General features: G+C 71.3%; 17 protein-coding genes. 12 read left to right on the forward strand and 5 right to left on the reverse strand.

Annotated elements, in window-relative coordinates; translation table 11 throughout:
• Window positions 1-52: 52 nt before the first annotated feature.
• The 3 genes from ABZ783_RS03905 to ABZ783_RS03915 form a co-directional block, all read right to left on the reverse strand.
• Window positions 53-1,585 carry a glycosyltransferase 87 family protein gene (locus tag ABZ783_RS03905; protein ID WP_357434404.1) on the reverse strand — a complete coding sequence of 511 codons (1,533 nt, stop codon included), beginning with the start codon at window positions 1,583-1,585 and terminating at the stop codon, window positions 53-55.
• A 119-nt stretch (window positions 1,586-1,704) separates the two neighbouring features.
• The gene (locus tag ABZ783_RS03910; protein WP_357434405.1) at window positions 1,705-4,491 is read right to left on the reverse strand and encodes a transglycosylase domain-containing protein; all 2,787 of its coding nucleotides are present in this window, start codon (window positions 4,489-4,491) and stop codon (window positions 1,705-1,707) included.
• Between the two features lie 194 nt (window positions 4,492-4,685).
• Window positions 4,686-5,150 carry a DUF5318 domain-containing protein gene (locus ABZ783_RS03915; RefSeq protein WP_357434406.1) on the reverse strand — a complete coding sequence of 155 codons (465 nt, stop codon included), beginning with the start codon at window positions 5,148-5,150 and terminating at the stop codon, window positions 4,686-4,688.
• A 174-nt stretch (window positions 5,151-5,324) separates the two neighbouring features.
• Between ABZ783_RS03915 and ABZ783_RS03920 the strand changes: the two genes are divergently transcribed.
• Both ABZ783_RS03920 and ABZ783_RS03925 read left to right on the forward strand, forming a co-directional pair.
• Window positions 5,325-5,963 (forward strand): PadR family transcriptional regulator, encoded by a 639-nt coding sequence (locus tag ABZ783_RS03920; protein ID WP_357434407.1) that lies wholly within the window; start codon window positions 5,325-5,327, stop codon window positions 5,961-5,963.
• Window positions 5,964-5,987: 24 nt separating this feature from the next.
• Window positions 5,988-7,067 (forward strand): inositol-3-phosphate synthase, encoded by a 1,080-nt coding sequence (locus ABZ783_RS03925; RefSeq protein ID WP_357434408.1) that lies wholly within the window; start codon window positions 5,988-5,990, stop codon window positions 7,065-7,067.
• An 81-nt stretch (window positions 7,068-7,148) separates the two neighbouring features.
• Here ABZ783_RS03925 and ABZ783_RS03930 read toward each other — a convergent pair whose 3' ends face one another.
• Complete coding sequence (locus ABZ783_RS03930) at window positions 7,149-7,628, reverse strand: methylated-DNA--[protein]-cysteine S-methyltransferase (RefSeq protein WP_357434409.1); 480 nt, start codon at window positions 7,626-7,628, stop codon at window positions 7,149-7,151.
• A gap of 161 nt (window positions 7,629-7,789) precedes the next feature.
• Here ABZ783_RS03930 and ABZ783_RS03935 point away from each other — a divergent pair, with 161 nt between their 5' ends.
• The 4 genes from ABZ783_RS03935 to ABZ783_RS03950 are packed head-to-tail and all read left to right on the forward strand — an operon-like array spanning window position 7,790 to window position 11,511.
• Window positions 7,790-8,311, forward strand: a complete 522-nt coding sequence (locus tag ABZ783_RS03935; protein ID WP_073836983.1) for a SigE family RNA polymerase sigma factor — start codon at window positions 7,790-7,792, stop codon at window positions 8,309-8,311.
• Window positions 8,308-9,417, forward strand: coding sequence for a hypothetical protein (locus ABZ783_RS03940; RefSeq protein WP_357434410.1), 1,110 nt, complete (start codon window positions 8,308-8,310; stop codon window positions 9,415-9,417). Before ABZ783_RS03935 ends, ABZ783_RS03940 begins: the two co-directional genes overlap by 4 nt.
• A gap of 39 nt (window positions 9,418-9,456) precedes the next feature.
• Window positions 9,457-9,978 (forward strand): hypothetical protein, encoded by a 522-nt coding sequence (locus ABZ783_RS03945; RefSeq protein ID WP_357434763.1) that lies wholly within the window; start codon window positions 9,457-9,459, stop codon window positions 9,976-9,978.
• Window positions 9,979-10,005: 27 nt separating this feature from the next.
• Window positions 10,006-11,511 carry an SPFH domain-containing protein gene (locus ABZ783_RS03950; protein ID WP_357434411.1) on the forward strand — a complete coding sequence of 502 codons (1,506 nt, stop codon included), beginning with the start codon at window positions 10,006-10,008 and terminating at the stop codon, window positions 11,509-11,511.
• A 108-nt stretch (window positions 11,512-11,619) separates the two neighbouring features.
• On the opposite strand, the gene ABZ783_RS03955 is transcribed toward ABZ783_RS03950, so the two are convergent.
• The gene (locus tag ABZ783_RS03955) at window positions 11,620-13,080 is read right to left on the reverse strand and encodes a CCA tRNA nucleotidyltransferase (protein ID WP_357434412.1); all 1,461 of its coding nucleotides are present in this window, start codon (window positions 13,078-13,080) and stop codon (window positions 11,620-11,622) included.
• Between the two features lie 132 nt (window positions 13,081-13,212).
• On the opposite strand from ABZ783_RS03955, the gene murJ reads away from it, so the two are divergent.
• From murJ to trxA, 6 genes are all read left to right on the forward strand, one after another.
• Entirely contained in the window at window positions 13,213-14,952 is a 1,740-nt protein-coding gene (gene murJ / locus ABZ783_RS03960) for a murein biosynthesis integral membrane protein MurJ (RefSeq protein WP_357434413.1), read from the forward strand.
• Between the two features lie 530 nt (window positions 14,953-15,482).
• Window positions 15,483-17,093 (forward strand): protein kinase family protein, encoded by a 1,611-nt coding sequence (locus ABZ783_RS03965; RefSeq protein ID WP_357434414.1) that lies wholly within the window; start codon window positions 15,483-15,485, stop codon window positions 17,091-17,093.
• A gap of 43 nt (window positions 17,094-17,136) precedes the next feature.
• Window positions 17,137-17,868, forward strand: a complete 732-nt coding sequence (sigM, locus tag ABZ783_RS03970) for an RNA polymerase sigma factor SigM (RefSeq protein WP_357434415.1) — start codon at window positions 17,137-17,139, stop codon at window positions 17,866-17,868.
• The gene (locus ABZ783_RS03975; RefSeq protein ID WP_357434416.1) at window positions 17,865-18,908 is read left to right on the forward strand and encodes a hypothetical protein; all 1,044 of its coding nucleotides are present in this window, start codon (window positions 17,865-17,867) and stop codon (window positions 18,906-18,908) included. The genes sigM and ABZ783_RS03975 overlap by 4 nt, the downstream gene beginning before the upstream one ends.
• A gap of 178 nt (window positions 18,909-19,086) precedes the next feature.
• Entirely contained in the window at window positions 19,087-20,040 is a 954-nt protein-coding gene (gene trxB, locus ABZ783_RS03980) for a thioredoxin-disulfide reductase (RefSeq protein ID WP_357434417.1), read from the forward strand.
• 38 nt (window positions 20,041-20,078) lie between these two features.
• Window positions 20,079-20,402, forward strand: coding sequence for a thioredoxin (gene trxA / locus ABZ783_RS03985; protein ID WP_073836974.1), 324 nt, complete (start codon window positions 20,079-20,081; stop codon window positions 20,400-20,402).
• The last annotated feature ends 170 nt before the right edge of the window (window positions 20,403-20,572 follow it).

Below are 20,572 nucleotides of genomic sequence, written 5' to 3' on the forward strand. Positions count from 1 at the left end.
CTTGTGTGGGCATGGGGACGACTCGGCTTGGTTCGGTCGTCCTGTCTGCGGGTCAGGCGGTGACGGGCTCGGCGGGACGGTCTGTGGCTGCGGGGCGATGGCGCCACCGGACGAACCAGGGGGCGTCGTCGGCACCGTTGAGGACGCCGCCGTCCGGGTCGTCGGCGTAGGTGGCCCGGACCGCGTCCCGCTCGGGGCGCAGGATGTCGCGGATCACCAGGCCGCAGAGCACCGCGACGGTGATCAGGCGCAGGCTGGCGGCCAGCACGAAGACCCCCTCGGGGAAGACCGGTCGACTGGTCGCCGCACCGAGCAGCTCGCCGTAGAAGGCGGCGAAGTAGCAGACCTCGGCGACCTGCCAGGCCAGGAACGCGCCCCAGCGCGGCCGAGCGAGCACCGCGAGCGGGAGCAGCCAGAGCACGAACTGCTGCGACCACACCTTGCTGAAAATCAGGAAGGCGGCGACCACCAGGAAGGCGAGCTGGGCGAGCCGGGGCCGACGCGGGGCGAACCATGCCAGCGCGGCCACGCCGAGGCACGCCAGGCCGAACAGCAGGTACGACACCCAGTTGAGGGTGGCGATGTGGGCGTTCAGCCACTCGAAGGGCCCGAGGTCACCGGGCGCTGCCGGGCTCACCTTGCCGTCCAGGTACCGGCCGATGTACCAGAGGGTGCCCCAGTCGATCGGCCGGGTGGTGTTCAGCTCGAAGAACCGCCCCCAGTTCTCCCGGTAGGGAATCGCCACCGGCAGGTTCACCACCACCACCGTCACCGCAGCCGTGATGACGGACAGGAGGGCGGCTCGGGCCCGGCCGGCGCGGACCGCGAGCACCAGGATCGGCCCGAGGAGGAACAGCGGCCACAGCTTCGCCGCGCCGCCGAGCCCGATCAGCACCCCGGCCAGGGCGGCCAGCAGGGCACCGATCCGGCCGGGTCCGGTACGCGCCCAGGCCAGCAGCCCGAACGCGGCCAGCCCGACGGCCAGCAGGTCCCAGTTGACCGTGGCGGTGAGCAGCAGCGCGGGGGCGAGCGCGAACATCGCCGCGTCCCACGGTCGTCGTCGGCGCAGCCGGAGGATGACCGCCACGGTGGCGACCGCGAGGACGCTGAGCACCAGCGCATTGAGGTTGTAGAACCACCGCCCCTGGTTGATGCTCGGGTTGTCCACACCGAGGGCGTGCACCGGCAGCCCGAGCGCGCCCATGAAGTAGCCGGTCAGCACCGGGTATTCCACCGGGTGGTCGGCGTAGGGCACCTTGCCCTCGTTGAGCCCTTCGGCGTAGTACAGGGCGAGCACATCCGTGTAGCACATCCGGGTGTACTGCGTGTTGTTCTGCCAGGCGCCGTCCTGGCAGGGCGACTTCTGCACCCAGTGCAGCGCCAGCGTCAGGCAGGCCAGGGCCAGCACGATCCGGGCGGCGGTCCAGAACCGTCGCTCGCCGCCCGCCGGCCGGTCCAGGGCGGCGGCATGGTCGCCCAGCGGGCCGCCGATCAGTTCCGAGGTGCCCCGCACGAAGCCATCCGAGCGGGACGGATGGTCGGCAGTCCCGGTGTCGTCGATGCCTGCCGTCGACTGGGTGCTCATGGAGAGGCATCCTGCCGTACGTCGGGCCTTCGCGTCCCGCCGCGACCACAGATTTCCGGTGCCCGGATACGCCGACGGCGGCCGGACCAGTGGTCCGGCCGCCGTCGTGGGTGCTGCGGTCAGTAGGTCTGCCGTGGAGGTGTGCTCGGCAGGATGCCGCCGCCTCCTCCACCACCGCCGTTGCCGGGTCCGGGTCCGGGCGGGAAGCTCGGGAAGCCACCGCCGTTGTTGCCGCCGCCGTTGTTCCCGCCGCCGTTGTTGCCACCACCGTTGTTGCCACCACCGTTGTCCGGGCAGAACAGGCCGAGCGGGTTGTCACAGCCCGGCTGGGTCGGGGCCGGTGGCGGCGGCATCTCGCCGTTGCCAGTGTCGTCCTTGCCGACGTGCGCGGCGGGTGGGAAGTCCATCTTCTCCTTGCCCTTGAGCGCGTCGTTCATGAACCGCTGGAAGATGGCACCCGGCATGCCGGCACCACTGATCTTCGTCCGGCCGTCCTTCATGACGAGCGCCAGGCGCTTGTCCTTGTTGCCGACCCAGACGGCGGTGGCGAGCTGGGGCGTGTAGCCGATCATCCAGGCGTCACCGTTGTCGAGCGGCTTCTTGTCATTCAGCTCCCAGGTGCCGGTCTTCTCGGCTGCCTTCCGGCCGCCAGCGAGTCGCCGTTTTACCTGTTCCGGGTACTGCTCCAGCACCGAGGTCACGTCGGCCACGATGTCCTTACCGATGCGCTGCTGCGGCTTGAGCTTCTCGCTGCCGACCTGCTTCCACGTGCCGGTCTGCAGGTCCTGCTTCTCCACCTTCCGCACGAAGTGCGCCTTGTTGTAGACGCCCTGGTTGGCAAAGGTGGCAACGCCATTGGCATGGTCCAAGACCGTGATCGGGTACTGGCCATAGCCCACCACGTGGTAGAACGGGTCCGGTGCCACGTCCTTCGGGTCCTTCTTGGTGAGGTCGTACGCCGTGGCCGGGTTGGTGTCGGTCCGCCACATCGTCGTGACGCCGGCACGCTTGGCCATGTCGATAACCTTGTCCGGGCCGATCTCCTGGGTCACGTAGTAGAACGGCACGTTCAGCGACAGCAGCGTCGACTTCTCCAAGGTGCAGGAGTTGCCACAGGACGGGTTGTCCTTGCCGGCGTTGCTGACCTTGAATTCGACGCCCTCCGGCGTGAACGCCTTGCCCTTCCACCGGGACTCGATGGACTTGCCCGCCTCGAGGGCTGCGGCCAACGTGTAGATCTTGAAGCTCGAACCCGGCGAGTGGCCGCCGCTGACCACGCCGCCGTCGTAGTTCTTGCCGGCGTAGTCGGTGCCGGTGCCGTTGTCGCCGCCGTAGTAGGCGAGCACCCGGCCGGTCTTCGGATCGACCGCCACCACGGCTGCCATCAGGTTCGGCTTCTGGCCATCCAACTCGGAGCCCTTGGTGGCCCGCTGGGCCGCGTCGAGCGCGGCCTGTTGCATCTTCGTGTCGATGGTGGTGGTAATCCGGTAGCCACCTCGGCTCAGCGCCTTCGAGCAGAGCGGCTTGTCGGCCGTGGCCTGGGCCTCGTTGTCGGTGCAGAGGTTCATGTCGCGCATCTCCTGCGCGACGTAGTTGACCACGTTGCCGTACGGAGTGTCGATGCCGAAGCCGCCACCGGCGCCCTTGGTGGGCTTCTTGATCGTCTTCGGGTACTCGGTGGGGTGCTGCTGCTTGCCCGGCGCGTCGAGCCACTTCTCGGTGATCATGCCCTGGATGACGTAGTTCCACCGGTCCAGCGCGGCCTGCGGGTTGATCGCCGGGTCGTAGCCCTGGTGGGTGGCGCTCGGCTCGGGCTGCTTGATCAGCGCCGCGAGCACCGCCGCCTCCGCCACGGTCAGCTTCGACACGTCCTTGCCGAAGTAGGTCTGCGCCGCGGCCTGGATGCCGTACGCGCCCCGGCCGAAGTAGATCACGTTCAGGTAGTGCTGCATGATCTCCGGCTTGGAGTACCGATCGTTCAGCTTGGAGGCGAGGATCGCCTCCTTCACCTTGCGCCCGTACGTGTCCTGGTTGAGGTTGTCGAACGCGTTGCGGGCGTACTGCTGGGTGATGGTCGAGGCGCCCTGCTTGTCGCCGCCGGTGAGGTTGTTCCAGGCGGCCCGCGCAATGCCCTTGTAGTCCACCCCGGAGTGCCGGTAGAAGTTCCGGTCCTCCGCCGCGGCCACCGCGTTCTGCACGTACTCCGGAATCTGGTTGATGGTGACGAACTGCCGGTTCTGGTCACCGACCTTTGCGATGGTCTTCTTGTCCGCCGAGAGGATCGTGGTGGACAACGGCGGGACGGTGTCCTGGGGCAGGACCACGTTCGTCGAGTAGTAGGTGAAGCCCACGACGCCGATGCCGGCAAGCATGATGAAGACGGCGAAGCTGGCGATCAGCAGGTTGATCCGCCGGCGCTTCTTCGCCCGGGCCACCGCGCCCGGGTCGTCACCGCGACCCCCGCGACCGCCCCGGCCAGGGCCGGTCGGGCCGCCCGGCCCACCCGGACCGCCGCCCGCCATGCCGGGCACACCGGCCCGGGCCACGGTGGCCCGGCCACCGACGGATGCCGAGCCGACGCTCGCCCGGCCGGCCGTACCCACGCTGGCCGCACCGACCGAGGCGCGCCCCGCCGGACCGGCGGGGGACACCGGCACCGAGGCGCGGCCCGCGCCGGCCTGGCCCATCGAGGCCGAGGCGCCGCGCGGCGCCGGGGCGACGCCGCCGACGGAGGCGCGCCCGCCGGACGCAGCGCCCCGGGGCGTCACCGAGGCACGGGCCGAGGCATTGCCTTCGGACCCGGATGACCAGCCGTTCCCGTGTGGGCCACCGCCGTAGTCGGGGTCACCGCCCGGGCCCGGGATCTGGGCCCGCCCACGCGAAGAACTGGAATCGCCGTAGTTCATTCCTCACACCCTGCCGCTCGCGGTGGGGCGCGAAGGCGCCGCCACCCGGTTGCCGTGAGCTGGAACACGAGACGCTACACCCCGGGCTTGCCGGGGCGCAGCCGTCGAATCCGACCTAATCGGACCAATCAGACCTAAAAGCTGTCGGTCGTCCCGCCCGGGGATCGGGCCGGATACGACCGGACCAGCCAAGTTCACCGTTGCGCCTCTCGCCTTCGACGAGGGGTGGAGCCGGCCGGCGCGGCCGAGCCGCTCACCGCTCCCTGCTCCGACCCGTCCTCCGTGCCGCCGGCCAGCCCGTCCCGGCCGAGCAGGAACTGCTCGACGAGATGGTTCCAGTCGCAGCCGGGGCACACCTCCACCACGAAAACCTGGAACTCACGCAGCGTCATCGCCAGCAGCGACAACTCGGCTCGGCTGCGCGCCTGGCCGGCGGACTGCTTGAGTTCGTCGCCGTAAATGTAGTGGACGTGGATGAGGTTCTCGCTGCGACAGATCGGGCAGCGCTCCTCGGTGGGCTCGCCGTGGAACCGGGCAGCGTTTTTCAGGTACGGCGAGGCGTCGCAGACGTCGTACGTGCCGATCCGGTTGGCGAGGAGGTCACGCAGCACCGCTCGCTTCCGGAGCGAGTAGTCGACGACCTGGCGCTGCGTACGCATGCGGCAAAGGGTACGCGACCCCGCCGGGCGAGGCGACCGTCGTCACGATCCGTGACGACAGGACCGCGTAAACGAGGGTTTGCCCTGATCATTCGTCTCCGCTAACGTGCGATGTATCGGTCCGATACATCGCGGCGGTTACGACTCCGCGCCGGGGGTAAGAAGGGGTGGCCCATGCTCGAGTTCGCCATCCTCGGCCTCCTGCAGGAGGCTCCGATGCACGGCTATGAGCTGCGCAAGGAGTTGGCCGCCAAGCTCGGCGCCATCCGGGCGGCGATCAGCTACGGCTCGCTCTACCCGACCCTGCGCCGGTTGCAGGCGGCGGGCTGGATCACCGAGGCCGCCGAGACACCCGCGACCGCCGAGGAGGTTCCCGCGCTGACCAGCCGACGTGGTCGGGTGGTCTACACCATTACCGCGGAGGGCAAGGAACGGTTCGCCCAGCTCATAGCGCAGGCTGGACCCGAGACGTATGACGACACGGGCTTCGGCGTGCACTTCGCGTTCTTCGCCCGGACCGACCAGGCCACCCGGCTCCGGATCCTGGAAGGTCGCCGTCGCAAGATCGAGGAGCGTCGCGAAGGCCTTCGTGACGTGCTCGGCCGGGCAGCCGAGCGGCTCGACGCGTACACCCTGGAGCTGCAGCGTCACGGCCTGGAGGCCTGTGAGCGCGAGGTCCGCTGGCTGGAGGAGCTCATCGCCAACGAGCGCTCCGGCCGAGCCCCGACGGTCCCGGAAGCCGGGACGGCCGGCGGCCGACGAGAAAACGACAGCCCGCCCCCGCCTGGCGAGTCCAGGAAAGAGCGGCCGTGATGAAAGAAGAAGGAGGCAGACGCTATGGGCTCCGTCCGCGTCGCCATCGTCGGCGTAGGTAACTGCGCCTCGTCCCTCGTGCAGGGCGTGGAGTACTACCGCAACGCCGACCCGACCGACCGCGTCCCGGGTCTCATGCACGTCACCTTCGGCGACTACCACGTGTCCGACGTGAAGTTCGTCGCGGCGTTCGACGTGGACGCCAAGAAGGTGGGCATGGACCTCGCCGAGGCGATCGTCGCCAGCGAGAACAACACCATCAAGCTGTGCGACGTGCCGCCGACCGGTGTGACCGTGCAGCGCGGCCCGACCTTCGACGGTCTCGGCCAGTACTACCGGGAGATCATCGAGGAGTCGGACGCCGAACCGGTCGACGTGGCCCAGGCGCTGCGCGACGCGCAGGTCGACGTGGTCGTCTCCTACCTGCCGGTGGGCTCCGAGCAGGCCGACAAGTTCTACGCCCAGGCGGCGATCGACGCGGGCTGCGCGTTCGTGAACGCCCTGCCGGTCTTCATCGCCTCCGACCCGGAGTGGGCGAAGAAGTTCTCCGACGCCGGCCTGCCGATCGTCGGTGACGACATCAAGAGCCAGGTGGGCGCCACCATCGTGCACCGCGCCCTGGCGAAGCTCTTCGAGGACCGCGGGGTCGAGCTGCTGCGCACGTACCAGCTCAACTTCGGCGGCAACATGGACTTCATGAACATGCTGGAGCGCAACCGCCTGGTCTCGAAGAAGATCTCGAAGACCCAGTCGGTGACCTCCCAGATCCCGCACGAGATGGCCAAGAGCGACGTGCACATCGGCCCGTCGGACCACGTGCCGTGGCTCGACGACCGCAAGTGGGCGTACATCCGCCTGGAGGGCCGCTCCTTCGGCGACACCCCGCTCAACGCGGAGCTCAAGCTCGAGGTGTGGGACTCGCCGAACTCGGCCGGCGTCATCATCGACGCCGTCCGGGCCGCGAAGATCGCGCTGGACCGGAAGATCGGTGGCCCGATCCTCTCCGCCTCCTCGTACTTCATGAAGTCCCCGCCGAAGCAGTACGCCGACCACGATGCGCACGCCGCCGTCGAGGCGTTCATCAAGGGCGAGGTCGAGCGCTGACGCGCTGACCGTCGCACCGTCGAGGGCCGGGTCCGCTGCGGACCCGGCCCTTCGCGCGTCCCGGCCGGTCTGCCGGGTACGTCAGGACCAGGCGCGTTGCAGGGCCACGCCCGCTTCCAACTCCAGCAGCGTCACCTTGCGCGGCAGGCCGCCACCGAAGCCGACCAGCTTGCCGCCGGCACCGACGATCCGGTGGCAGGGCACGATCACCGGCACCGGGTTCCGGTTGCAGGCCACCCCGACCGCCCGGGCCCCGCCCGGATCCCCGACCGCCTTCGCCACCTCGCCGTAGGTCCGCGTCTCCCCGTAGGGGATGAGGGCCATCTCCCGCCACACCGCGCGCTCGAACTCCGACCCCCGGGGCGCCACCACCGGCACAGTGAACTCGGTCAGCTCGCCGGCGAAGTACGCGCGCAGCTCGGCCAGCGCGCGGGCGGCCACCTCGTCGCCGGGCCGGTCGGTCGCCGACTCCACCCGGCCGAAGTGCGCCCCGCGGACAGCCTCGTCGTCGGTGGCGACGGAGAACTCCCCGATCGGCGAGTCGAGCACGGTCCAATGCATGACCCGATTGTCCCGCCCGGAGCTCGGCCGCCACCACCAGACTCACCGTCCGGGCAGCGCGACACCGAGCAGCGCCCCGCTGACGCTGAGGTTTCACCACTTCTCCGATCGATGGGGCAATATTCCGCGGGCGACGCGCGTCTTCCATACGGAGGTGGGCGGTGGCAGAGGTGACCGACGGGGAGTTCACCGCGTTCGTCAACGAACGGGGGCCCGCCCTGCTGCGCGTCGCGTACGCGCTCGCCGGGAACCAGCACGCGGCGGAGGACCTGCTGCAGAACGCCCTGGCCAAGGCGTACGCACGCTGGCCGCGGATCCGGGGCGACGCCGAGCCGTACGTGAAACGGATCCTCTACCACGACCAGATCTCCGGCTGGCGGCGCCGCTCACGGCGCCTGGAGGTCCCGGTCGCGGAGCTGCCGGAGCGGGCCGCGGTGGGGGACAGCGGCGACGACAGCGACCTGCGGCTGCTGCTGCGGGCGGCGCTTCGGTCGCTGCCGCCCCGGCAGCGGGCCGTGCTGACCCTGCGCTATCTGGAGGACCTCAGCGTCGAGCAGACCGCGGCGCTCCTCGGCTGCCGGGCCGGCACGGTGGCCAGCCAGTCCGCCAAGGCGCTGGCCCGGCTGCGCAAGTTGGTGCCGGGGCTGGACGAACTGACGAGCCGCGCGGAGGTGACGCGATGAGCCGGGCCCTCGACGCGACCCTGCGGGCGGCCGTGCACGACCTCGCCGACGAGGTCCGGCCAGCGCCCGACCTGGCCGCCGGCGCGCTCGGCCGGGGTCGCCGGCTGCGTCGCCGCCGGCGGGTCACCGCAGCCGGTGCCGCCCTGCTGGCGGTCGTCGCCGTGGCACTGCCCTTCGTGCTGCTCCGGCCGAGGCCAGCCGCGCACCCTGCCACGCCGCCCGTGACGGCCACCGCCACCCCCTCACCGACCATGCTGCCCATGTCGGGGCCGGACTGGACGAAGAAGCCGTTGCTGCTGCCCGGCGACTGGGTGGTGACCAGGGCGCAGGCCAGGGGCGGTTCCGGCACGGGCTTCCTGCTGGACCGGGGGCGGGGCCGCTACTACCCGACCGACCGCTACGACGGCATCTTCCCGGCGCCCACCGGCTCGCTCGTCGCGGTCACCGACGAAACCCGCCCCCGCGACGTCGGCCTGATCGACCTCACCGACGGAAACACCCGCTGGTACGAGGTGGGCCGGGCGCTCTCCAACCCGCAGTGGTCGCCAGACGGCCGTCGGCTGCTCTTTACCACCCAGCAGGTCGACCGCTTCGGCTTCATCGTGCTCGGCACGGACGGCACCAGGCACACATACCCGGTGAACAAGAGTGAGTTGCGCTTCCTCTGCACCGACTACTGCTTCTTCGTCTGGACGCGCGACGGCCGGGAGGTGGCGCTGCAACAGACCGACCCGAATAAGTCCCGGTCCGAAGCGGCCCGCCACCCCCGTCGGGGCGTGCAGCTCTTCTCCGTCGACGACGGCCGGCCGACCCGGTTCGAGCCGATGCCTGGGGACCCTGCCGGCCCGTGGGCCTGGTCGCCGGACGGGAGGTTCGTCGTGGTGCAGGGGCAGCAGGAGCCGCTGCTGGTCGAGACGGCGACCGGGCGGGTGGTGAACCCGCTGCCCGCTGCCAACGTGGCCTGGGTCTCCGCCGACCGGCTGCTCTATCGCAGGCCCAACGGGTCGGGGGATTTCGTGCTCGCCGACCTCACCGGTCGGGAGCTGGTCCGTCAGCCACTGCCGAAACAGCTGGTCGATCTTGAGCTGACCGTTGCTCCGCGCTGAGCGTTCGGACAGCCGTCGACCTTGCGCGACATCGATACGGTGCAGGTCGTGGCCACGGGGACGCTTATCTTCCTGATCATCGGTGGGGTCGGGGTCGGCGTGCTGGCGCTCGCCCTGCTCGGTACCGAGCTGTTCACCTTCGGCCATCCGGACGTCGACGGTCCGGTGTCGCTGGAGGCGGTCGCCGGGTTCACCGGCGCGTTCGGCTTCGGCGCCGCCATCGTCAACGAACTGCTCGGCGGGCGTACCCCCGGGATGATCGCGGCGGCGGTGGCCGGCGGCGTGTTCGCCGCGGTGCCCACCGGATGGCTGGCGGCCCGGCTCAGCCGAGCGGCCCGCAACATGCGCACGGATCCCACGCCAACCCGGGACCACCTGGTCGGCGCGATCGGCCTGGTGGTGACCCCGGTCCCCGCCGGCGGCTACGGCGAGGTCCGGGTACGCCTCGCCGGCCAACCGGTCAAGCTCAACGCCCGCGCCGACCAGCCGATCCCGGTCGGCGCCCGGATCTTCGTGGTCGAGGCGCTGAGCGAGACCAGCGTGCACGTCGAGACCTACTGATTCCCCCATCCAGAGACGGGAAGTCCCATGCTCCTGCTCGTCGCCATCGGCGGCGCGGTCCTCCTCGCCGTCCTCCTCATCCTCTTCGTGCTCTCCCGGATCAAAGTGGCCGGACCGAACGAGGCGTTCATCGTCACCGGCCGCAAGGGCCGGACCACCCAGACCGCCGACGGCGGACGCTCCACCGACATGTCCGGGCAGAAGGTCGTGCTCGGCGCGTCGGTCTTCGTCCTGCCCGTGGTGCAGAAGCTCCAGTCCCTCGATCTGTCCAGCCGCCGGATCGACGTCGGCATCCGGGGCGCGGTGAGCAAGCAGGGCATCCGGGCCGACCTGCACGGCGTCGCCATCGTCAAGGTCGGCGGCACCGAGGACGCGATCCGGGCCGCCGCCCAGCGGTTCCTGCACCAGCAGGACGAGATCGACAACTTCACCCGCGAGGTGCTGGCCGGTGCGCTGCGCTCGATCGTCGGCCGGCTCACCGTCGAGGAGGTCATCCGGGACCGGGCGGCGTTCGCCAGCGCAGTGGCCGAGGAGGCGGAGCACTCGATGACCAACCAGGGCCTGGTGCTGGACACCTTCCAGCTCCAGGACATCCTGGCCGAGGGGTCGTACCTGCAGGACCTGGGTCGGCCGGAGGCGGCCCGGGTGCTCAAGGACGCCGCCATCGCCGAGGCCCGGGCCCGGCAGCAGGCCGAGCAGGAGCGGCTGCTCGCCGAGGAGGCGATCGCCGAGGCGAACCGGAACCTGTCGCTCAAGCAGGCCGCCATCCAGGCTGAGATCGATGCCGCCAAGGCGAAGTCGGCGGCGGCCGGGCCGCTCGCCCAGGCCGAGCGGGACCAGGCGATCCTCTCCGAGCAGCAGAAGGTCGCCGAGCGGAACGCCGAGCTGAAGCAGCGCCAGCTCGACACCGAGGTGCGCAAGCCGGCCGACGCGGCCCGTTACAAGGTCGAGCAGGAGGCCGAGGCGGCCCGCAACGCGGCGGTGCTGCGGGCGGACGCCGAACGGCAGGCCACCATCGCCGCCGCACAGGCCGCCGCCGAGCAGGCCCGGCTCACCGGTGAGGGCGAGCGGGCCCGCCGGGCCGCGCTGGCCGAGGCGAACGCGATCGAGGGCGCCAAGGAGGGTGAGGCCGAGCAGCGGCGGCGTACCGCGATCGCCGAGGCGATCGAGCGCGAGGGCCAGGCCGAGGCCGCGGCCATCCTGGCGAAGGGGCAGGCGGAGGCGGAGGCGATGGGTCGCAAGGCCGAGGCGTTCGCCGCGTACGGCGAGGCCGCCGTGCTCGACCTGCTGGTGAAGGTGCTGCCGCAGGTGGTCGAGGCGGCCAGCGCGCCGATCGGCGCGATCGACAAGATGACCGTGATCTCCACCGACGGCGCCTCCTCGCTGACCAAGTCGGTGGCCGGCAACGTGGCCCAGGGCCTCCAGCTCGGCAGCGACCTCACCGGCATCGACCTCGCCGGGCTGCTCGCCAAGCTGGGCGGTACGCAGGCCAACGGCCGGACCGCGGTGGACAGCAGCGCGGTCGAGCACTGACCGGTGGCGGCCGGGCCCGTGGCGGGCCCGGCCGTCGCACCGGAGCAACGACGGCGCCCGCCGGAACCACCCCTGCTCAGGGGACTCCGGCGGGCGCCGTCGTGATCGTCAGTCGAGGACGCCCTGCTCCCGGGCCCACCGCAGCAGCGCCGCCTCGGCCTCCTCGCGGTCCAGCGGGCCGTGCTCCAGGCGCAGCTCCTTGAGGTGTTGCCACGCCTTGCCGACCAGCGGTCCCGGCGGCACGCCGAGCAGTTCCATGATCGCGTTGCCGTCCAGGTCGGGCCGGACCCGGGCCAGGTCCTCCTCGGCGGCGATCCGGGCGATCCGCTCCTCCAGCGCGTCGTAGTCGGCCGCGAGCTGGGCCGCCTTGCGCCGGTTGCGGGTGGTGACGTCCGAGCGGGTCAGCTTGTGCAACCGGGGCAGTAGGTCGCCGGCGTCGGTGACGTACCGGCGCACCGCCGAGTCGGTCCACTCGCCCCGGCCGTACCCGTAGAACCGCAGGTGCAGTGCGACCAGCTTGACCACCTGGGCGGTGACGTCCTTGGGGTAGCGCAGGGCCTTCATCCGGGCCTTGGTCAGCCGGGCGCCGACCACCTCGTGGTGGTGGAAGCTGACCCGGCCGTCCGGGCCGACCGCCTTGGTGGCCGGCTTACCGGCGTCGTGCATCAGCGCGGCCATCCGGAGCACGAAGTCGCAGCCGTCCGACTCCAGCGCCATCGCGTTGCTGACCACGGTGAGGGTGTGCTCGTAGACGTCCTTGTGCTGGGCGTGCTCGTCGATCTCCAGCTTCAGGCTGGAGAGCTCGGGGATGAACCGGTCGGCCAGCCCGGTGTCGACCAGCAGCCGCAGCCCGGTGATCGGGTCCGCGCCGCAGAGCAGCTTGGTGAACTCGTCCCGGATCCGCTCGGCGGTGATCCGGTCCAGGTCGGCGGCCATCCGGGTCATCGCCTCGCGGACGTCCGGGTGGACCGCGAAGCGGAGCTGGGCGGCGAACCGGGCCGCGCGCAGCATCCGCAGCGGATCGTCGCCGAACGACTCCCGGGGCGTGCCCGGGGTACGGATGATCTTGGCGGCCAGGTCGGCCAGCCCGCCGTACGGGTCGGTGAACCGGTGGTCGGGGACACTGACCGCCATCGCGTTGATGGTGAAGTCCCGGCGCTTGAGGTCGTCGACCAGGCTGGTGCCGTACTCGACGATCGGGTTGCGGCTGACCTGGTCGTACGCCTCCGCCCGGAAGGTGGTGATCTCCAGACGGAGCCCGGCGCGCTGGCAGCCGATGGTGCCGAACTCCCGCCCGGTCTCCCAGATCGACTCCGCCCAGCCCCGGACGATGTCGAGCGTCTGATCCGGGTGGGCGTCGGTGCAGAAGTCGAGATCCTCGCCGAGGCGACCGAGCAGCGCGTCCCGGACCGATCCGCCCACCAGGTGCAGTTCGTGACCGGCCCTGGCGAACCGCCGGCCGAGTTCGTCGGCGACCGGCGAGACGCGGAGCAGTTCGGCGACGGCGTTACGCTGCGCGGCGGTCAGCTCGCGGCGGTCGGCGGCGTGGGAGGCGGAGGCTTCGGACATGGGATCGCCAGCCTATCGGTCCGGGCCGGAGGGTACTGCGCCGGGCGTGGGTAAGCGGTCGAGGTTGACTAAGGTCATGGGCGTGCGGGCCCGGTGGTCCGGCTCCGACGTAGTACCCCTTGGAGGCTGGAGATGAGCGGCGGGCTGTACCGCAGCGCGAACGCGCACGGTGGCGGCCAGCCGCCGGACGACGGGGCCACCTTCATCTCCGCGGAGCCACTGAACCAGCCGGGCGTGGCGGCCACCGCGCCCCCGCAGGAGGTGGTCGCGGAGACCAGCGCCGCGGCGAACAGCGCGGTGATGGCGATCGGCAGCCTGGTCAGCCGGGGTACGGGCTTCGTCCGCAACCTGATGATCGGCGCCGCCCTCGGCAACGCGGTCGGCAACGTCTACACCACCGCCCAGTTCCTGCCGAACCAGGTGTACGAGTTCCTGCTCGGCGGCGTGCTCACCAGCGTGCTGATCCCGGTGCTGGTCCGGCGCCGCAAGATCGATCCGGACCGGGGCGAGGCGTACGCGCAGCGGCTGCTCACCCTCGCGGTGCTCGCGCTGGCCGGCGCCGCGCTGCTGGCGGTGGTCTCCGCACCGGTGCTCACCGCGATCTACGCCAGCGGCAAGGACGCCACATACAAGGGATTGGTCAACGACCTGTCCTACCTGATGCTGCCGATGCTGTTCTTCACCGGGGTGAGCGCGCTGATCGCCGCCGTGCTGAACACCCGGGGGCACTTCGCCGCACCCATGTGGGCGCCGATTCTGAACAACCTCGTGGTGATCGGCGTCTTCGGCCTGTACATCGGCGTCTACGGCGCCAAGGCGCTGCAGCCGGGGCAGATGACCCCTGGTCGGATCCTGCTGGTCGGCGGCGGCACCCTGCTCGGCGTGGCGGTGCAGGCCGCCGGCCTGCTGCCGGCGCTGCGCAAGGTCGGTTTCCGGTGGAAGTGGCGGTTCGACTTCCGCGAGCTGGGCCTGCGCGAGCTGGGCCGGCTCGGGGCGTGGATGTTCTGCTACGTCGCGATCAACCAGCTCGGCCTCTTCGTGGTGGTCAACCTGCTCACCCGGGCCGCCGGCAAGGAGAACGCCGGCCTGCTGATCTACAACAACGTCTTCCTGCTGCTGATGATGGCGCACGGCATCATCGCCGTCTCGATCATCACCGCGCTGATGCCCCGGATGAGCGCCGCCGCCGCCGAGGGCCGGTTCCGCGACGTCACCGCCGACCTGTCCCGGGGCACCCGGATGGTCAGCGCGGTCCTCGCCCCGGTCGCGGTCTGCTACGCGGTGCTGGCCGGCCCCATCTCGGTCGTGATCTTCCGGTACGGCGCCTTCACCGGCGAGAACGCGGTGGCCACCTCGACCGTGCTGCTGGTGGCGGCGGTCGGCCTGGTGCCGTTCGCGATCAGCCAGCTCTTCACCTTCGCCTTCTACGCGCTGCCGGACACCAAGACCCCCGCCATGATCAACATCCCGGTGGTGGCGCTGCGGGTGCTCCTCCAGATCGGCCTCTTCCTCGCCTTCTCGGCCACCTTCGCGGCCGCCGGCATGATGCTCGGCAACGCCATCTCCTACCTGGCGGCGGCGGTGGTCTCGGCGATGCTGCTGCGCCCCCGGGTGGGCCGGATCGGGCTGGGTGCGATCATGCGGACGCTGGGCCGGGTAGTCGTCGCCGCGCTGGGCGCGGCCCTGGTCGGGCTGCTGGTGGTCCGGCTGCTCCCCGGCGACCCGGCGAACCTGAGCTGGCTCGCCGCCGCGGTTCAGTTGGTGATCGGCGGCGTGGTGATCGGCGGGACGTACCTCGGGCTGGCCATGGCGCTGCGGATCGGTGAGATCACCGAGGTGGTCGGGATGGTCCGCCGCCGCCTCGGCCGCTGACCCGACCAACCTCGGCGACGGACAGTGAACGAGGATCACCAGCCTGGGGATACGGCTGTGGATAACTCGAAGTTTCCCGGCCCAGTGGGCCACTCGGCCTGTGGACAACCAACCGTAAGGATGAGGATGACCCTCCTGACCGGGGGAATCCGCCAAGGCGTCGCGGGGGCCTGCCCCACCGGGCGACGGCGCCAGGTCGCGGTGCGGCGCCAGACCGGCCTTCATTCGGTCCAGAGCACCGCGGCGGCCGAGTTGTGGCCGGCAGCCGAGCCGGAGTCGTCGAAGCCCCTGCGCCGACCAGTTGTCGCCAACCTCTAGATTGGCTGGTGCGTGTGCCAAGGCCGAAATGGGACGCGACCGTGACCCGGTCGACCGCCCCGGTCACTGGCGTCCCACCGGCTACGGCGGGAAGATGACATGTCGAGGAACCGGGCATCCCGGGTAAGGTCGGTCTCGACGGGTACGGCAGGTGGCGACGGGGACGTCGACGCCGGTGTGCCGGTTCCTTCGATGGCAGAGCAGGAAGCCACATGCCCAGCAGCACGGGTCCATCGATCGACACGATCACCGAGGGAGGACGGGTGACCCAGGTCGGCGAGGGTCAGGAGGCGGAGGAGACTGCCCCTCCGGTCATGACCTTCGGTGCTCCCACGGTCGGTGAGCTGCTTGCCGAGCGGTATGAGCTGGTCGAGCACATCAACAACGACAGTGCGGGTCGGCTGGTGTGGCGCGGTGTCGACGTCGTGCTGCGCCGTCCCGTCGCGGTGGTCCTCCGCTACCCGGGTGGCGACTCCGCCACCGAGATGCTCCAGGCCGCCGTCGCGGCCAGCCGGGTGATCCACCCCAATCTGGTCGGCGTCTACGACGCCATCGACGAGGCCGACCGGGCGTACGTCGTGCGCGAGTGGGTGGACGGCCAGTCCCTGCGCGAGATGGTCGCCGCCGACGGTCCGCTGGACCCGGCCCGGGCGACCGCCATCGGCAACGCCGTGGCCAGCGCCCTCGCCGCGGTGCACGCCACCGGCATGGTGCACGGCAACCTGCATCCCGGCACGGTCATGATCAGCGACGACGGCCGGGTGGTGCTCGCGGACGCGCGTACCGACGGCGCGGACAGCCAGGAGAACGACCTCCGGGCGGTCGGCGGGGTGCTCTACTTCGCCCTGACCGGGCACTGGCCGCACGGCGAGGCCCCGCTGCACGGCGCCACCGCCGGGCACGGCCGCGCCGCGATCCCGGACGCGGTCCGCGACGCCAGCGGCGCCATCGCCGCACCCCGGCAGGTACGCGCCGGCGTGCCGGCGTACCTCGACGACCTCACCATGGACCTACTCGACCCGGAGATCGCCCCGCCGTCGTCGGACGTGCTGGCCGCCGAGCTGAGCCGGCTGGACGTCCCCACCGACGACCACTTCCTGGAGCCGACCGGCCCGCTGCGCTTCACCGCCGAACCGGGCGAGGAGCCGTCGCCGCTGGCCGTCGCCGGTGGCCGCAAGGTGGCCGTGGGTGTCGCCGGACTGCTGGCGGTGGCCCTGGTCGGGCTGCTCATCGGGATCAGCATGCTCGGCGGCGACGACAAGAAGCAGCCGACCGAGCCGGTGGCCCGTCCGTCCAGCAGCGCGCCCGCCGGGGCCGGGAGCACGCCGGCCGCCCAGGTCCGCAAGCTCACCATCCAGGACGTCCGGATCATCGACCCGGTGGGCGACCGCCGCGAGGTGCGCGACGCCGAAAAGGTGATCGACGGCAACGTTGACGAGGGCTGGGCGACCGCCACCTACCGGAACAACGGCAAGTTCGGCGGGCTGAAGAAGGGCATGGGGGTCTGGATCGACCTGGGTGCCCCGCACACGGTCAAGTCGCTGGAGGCAGTGCTGTCGTCCCCCGGCGCCTCGGCCCAACTGCTCACGGGGACCGGAGACTTCCAGTCCAGCAAGTCCGGCGACACACAACTCGTCGCCAGCTACACGACCCAGATCGGCCAGCCGTTCGAGAAGCACAACGGCAACAAGATGACGTTCGTCGCGTTCGACCCGGAGCAGAAGTACCGCTACTTGCTCTTCTGGATCACCGAGCTGCCGGAGAAGGACAGCGGGGACGGCTGGAAGCTGGAGGTCCAGGAGATCACGGTCCAGGGGTCGTGAACCGTCAGCCGCGGCTTCCGCGCCGCCTCCCGTGGACGTGGTGATGGCGGGTCGCGGGGGGCGGACGCCCGAGCCGTCGACCGGGGACGGATCGCCGGCCGGGGGGTCCGACCTCGATCTGCTGCGCGCGCACGTCGCCGGCGACCGGGACGCCTTCAGCGAGCTGTTCCACCGGCACCGGGACCGGCTCTGGGCGGTGGCCCTGCGTACCCTCGGCGACCGCGAGGAGGCCGCCGACGCGCTCCAGGACGCCCTGCTGTCGGCGCACCGCGCGGCGGCCCGGTTCCGCGGCGACTCGGCGGTGACCACCTGGCTGCACCGGATCGTGGTGAACGCCTGCCTGGACCGGATGCGGCGACGCCAGACGCACGCCACCGTCCCGCTGCCGGACGGCGTGCACACCGACGGGGAGCCCGGCCGGCACACCGGCGGGGTGGAGCCGGCCGCCCCGGCCCACGACCACGACACCGCCCTGGTGGTTCGCCAGGCCCTGGCCGAACTGCCGGTCGAGCAGCGGGCCGCGCTGGTCCTCGTCGACGTGCAGGGCTATCCGGTGGCCGAGGTGGCCCGGATCCTCGGTGTCGCCGAGGGGACGGTGAAGAGCCGCTGCGCCCGCGGGCGGGCCCGGCTGGCCGTGCTCCTCGGGCACCTGCGTACCGGTTCCGACGAGAAGAGGGACGTGCCGCGCGTCACCGGGGGGAACCCCCGACCGCCCGAGGGCGTCGGATCGACGTCGGGGTGGTCCCGGCGGGACGCCAGCCAGGAGGAGACGTGACTTCCCGGGAGTTCAGCGGGGTCGACCCCGACCTGCTCGCCGACTACGTCGGCGGCGCGCTGGACGGCACCCCGGAGCAGGCCACGGTGGCCCGGCTGATCGAGTCGGATCCGGCCTGGGGCGACTCGTACGCCTCGCTGGCGCGGGCGGTCGACCTGGTGCACGCCGACCTGGCCGACTGGGCCGCCGCTCCCGCGCCGGAGCTGCCGCTGGCTGTGGCGGAGCGGATCACGGCTGCGCTCGCCGGCGCCGGGCCGGCCCCGACGGACGCCGCCGGGTCCGACGCCGAGGAACCGGCCGGCGTGCCCGCGCCGGGCGGCCACGAGGTAGTCGGTTCGGATCCGGACTCCTCCCGTCCGGCCGAGGTCCGCGCCGCTCGGACGTCGCCGCCGGCCGTCGTGCCGACGCAGCCCCGGCGGGCGGACGGGGCGACGCGGCCGGCCGAACGCCCGGCCCGCAACACGGGACCGGGCCGGCGCTCCCGGCGCTGGGCCCGGATCGCCGGGCCGGTCGCCCTGGCGGCCGCCTCGGTCACCGCGGTCGGGTTCGGGATCAGCCACCTGGTCGCCAACCGCGGCGTGACGTCGATGGCGGACAACGCCGGGCCGGCCGCCGGCCGGGCGCAGCCGGAGCTGGCCACGGCGGCCGGCGCGCCCTTCCGGACCGCCGCACCGCCCCAGCACAGCGGCACCAACTACAGCCCGGACCAGTTGCCCGGGAGCATCATGACGCTCACCTCGCCCTCGGCGGTTCACGGGCCGGGGTTGGCGCCCGACGACCGGCGCCAGTCCGACGCGGCCGGGCTGGAGCGGCTCACCCGCCCGGAGGCGCTGGAGTCCTGCCTCGGGGCGATCAGCGCCGAGCACCGAGCCGGGTTGATCACCCTCGATCTGGTCGACTACGCGTCGTTCCAGGGCCGGCCGGCACTCGTCGTCACCTTCGTCGACGGGAGTGGCGAGCGCTGGGCGTGGGTGAGCGGAGCCGAGTGCGGGGTGCCCGGGTCCGGCGCGGACACCCGCTTCCGCACCCGGGTAGGGTGAGGCCACGGTCACCCGGGCGTGTCCCGCCACGTGACGTGACCCACCGGATGACCGGCTCGGGAATCCCCACTTCGTACGATGACGTTCTGCAAGTCAGGCGCCGACGCCGCTGAGCCGTCGGCACTCGGGATCGACATCGGTGCGCGCCGGTGACGAACACACACATCGGGAGACGGCAGTGGACGAGGTCCGCAACCTGATCATCATCGGCTCCGGGCCGGCCGGTTACACGGCGGCGGTCTATGCCGCGCGCGCCAACCTCAAGCCGCTCGTCATCGAGGGCGTGCAGTCCGGCGGCGCGCTGATGACGACCACCGAGGTGGAGAACTTCCCCGGTTTCGCGGACGGCATCCTCGGCCCCGAGCTGATGGACAACATGCGCAAGCAGGCCGAGCGGTTCGGTGCCGAGTTCCTGACCGACGACGTGACCCGGGTCGAGCTCAAGGACACCGGCGAGACCGGCTCGGACGCGGTGAGCACCGTCTGGGTGGGCGAGACGGCCTACCGGGCGAAGGCCGTCATCCTCTCCACCGGCTCCGCCTGGCGCCCGCTGGGCGTGCCGGGTGAGCAGGAGTACCTCGGCCACGGCGTGTCGTCCTGCGCCACCTGCGACGGCTTCTTCTTCCGCAACCAGCACATCGTGGTGGTCGGCGGCGGCGACTCGGCGATGGAGGAGGCCAGCTTCCTGACCCGGTTCGCCGAGTCGGTGACGATCATCCACCGCCGGGACTCGTTCCGCGCCAGCAAGATCATGGCCGACCGCGCGCTCGCCAACGACAAGATCAAGGTCGAGTGGAACACCGTGGTCGAGGAGATCCTCGGCGACGACGGCAAGGTCAGCGGCGTCCGGGTGCGGAACGTGCACACCGGCGAGGCCAAGGTGCTCGACGTCACCGGGGTCTTCGTGGCGATCGGCCACGACCCGCGCAGTGAGCTCTTCCGCGGGCAGATCGAACTCGACGACGAGGGGTACGTGAAGGTTCAGGCACCGAGCACGCGGACGAACGTGCCGGGCGTCTTCGCCGCCGGTGACGTGGTCGACCACACCTACCGGCAGGCGATCACGGCGGCCGGTACGGGTTGCGCCGCCGCCCTGGACGCCGAGCGCTTCATCGCCACCCTGCAAGGCTGAGAAACATCTTCAGAAAAGTCCCGGAGGAGGGGTTCATAGTGGGAGCAACCAAGGCGGTCACCGACGCGAGCTTCGCGAGCGACGTGCTGAAGTCCGACAAGCCGGTCCTGGTCGACTTCTGGGCGGAGTGGTGCGGCCCGTGCCGCAAGGTCTCGCCGCTGCTCGAGGAGATCGCGGGCGAGATGGGTGACCAGGTCACCATCGTCAAGCTCAACATCGACGAGAACCCCGAGACCGCGCGGACGTACCGGGTGATGTCCGTGCCGACCCTCACCATCTTCAAGAACGGCGAGCCGGTGCAGTCCATCGCCGGCGCCAAGCCCAAGGGCGAGCTGGTCAAGCTCATCGAGTCGGCGCTCTGAGCCGATCGACGACCACCGGAACCCCCGTCGCCACCCGGCGACGGGGGTTCCTGCTTCCCTGCTCGGGTATCCCGACCTGCCCGAACGGGAAGCCGATAGTGACCGGCCACGGTACGCTCCGTAAGCGTCCCCAGCCATGGGGGCCACCTCCGTCGGAGTCTCCGGCCAGC

Origin of the sequence: Micromonospora sp. NPDC047738, from assembly GCF_040642675.1 — a bacterium.
GTDB lineage: Bacteria > Actinomycetota > Actinomycetes > Mycobacteriales > Micromonosporaceae > Micromonospora.

Excerpts from the sequence above, each read along its gene's own strand:
- ABZ783_RS03905 (WP_357434404.1), bottom strand. The coding sequence starts at position 1,585 with ATGAGCACCCAGTCGACGGCAGGCATCGACGACACCGGGACTGCCGAC.
- ABZ783_RS03910 (WP_357434405.1), bottom strand. The coding sequence starts at position 4,491 with ATGAACTACGGCGATTCCAGTTCTTCGCGTGGGCGGGCCCAGATCCCG.
- ABZ783_RS03915 (WP_357434406.1), bottom strand. The coding sequence starts at position 5,150 with ATGCGTACGCAGCGCCAGGTCGTCGACTACTCGCTCCGGAAGCGAGCG.
- ABZ783_RS03920 (WP_357434407.1), top strand. The coding sequence starts at position 5,325 with ATGCTCGAGTTCGCCATCCTCGGCCTCCTGCAGGAGGCTCCGATGCAC.
- ABZ783_RS03925 (WP_357434408.1), top strand. The coding sequence starts at position 5,988 with ATGGGCTCCGTCCGCGTCGCCATCGTCGGCGTAGGTAACTGCGCCTCG.
- ABZ783_RS03930 (WP_357434409.1), bottom strand. The coding sequence starts at position 7,628 with ATGCATTGGACCGTGCTCGACTCGCCGATCGGGGAGTTCTCCGTCGCC.
- ABZ783_RS03940 (WP_357434410.1), top strand. The coding sequence starts at position 8,308 with ATGAGCCGGGCCCTCGACGCGACCCTGCGGGCGGCCGTGCACGACCTC.
- ABZ783_RS03950 (WP_357434411.1), top strand. The coding sequence starts at position 10,006 with ATGCTCCTGCTCGTCGCCATCGGCGGCGCGGTCCTCCTCGCCGTCCTC.
- ABZ783_RS03955 (WP_357434412.1), bottom strand. The coding sequence starts at position 13,080 with ATGTCCGAAGCCTCCGCCTCCCACGCCGCCGACCGCCGCGAGCTGACC.
- murJ (WP_357434413.1), top strand. The coding sequence starts at position 13,213 with ATGAGCGGCGGGCTGTACCGCAGCGCGAACGCGCACGGTGGCGGCCAG.
- ABZ783_RS03965 (WP_357434414.1), top strand. The coding sequence starts at position 15,483 with ATGCCCAGCAGCACGGGTCCATCGATCGACACGATCACCGAGGGAGGA.
- sigM (WP_357434415.1), top strand. The coding sequence starts at position 17,137 with ATGGCGGGTCGCGGGGGGCGGACGCCCGAGCCGTCGACCGGGGACGGA.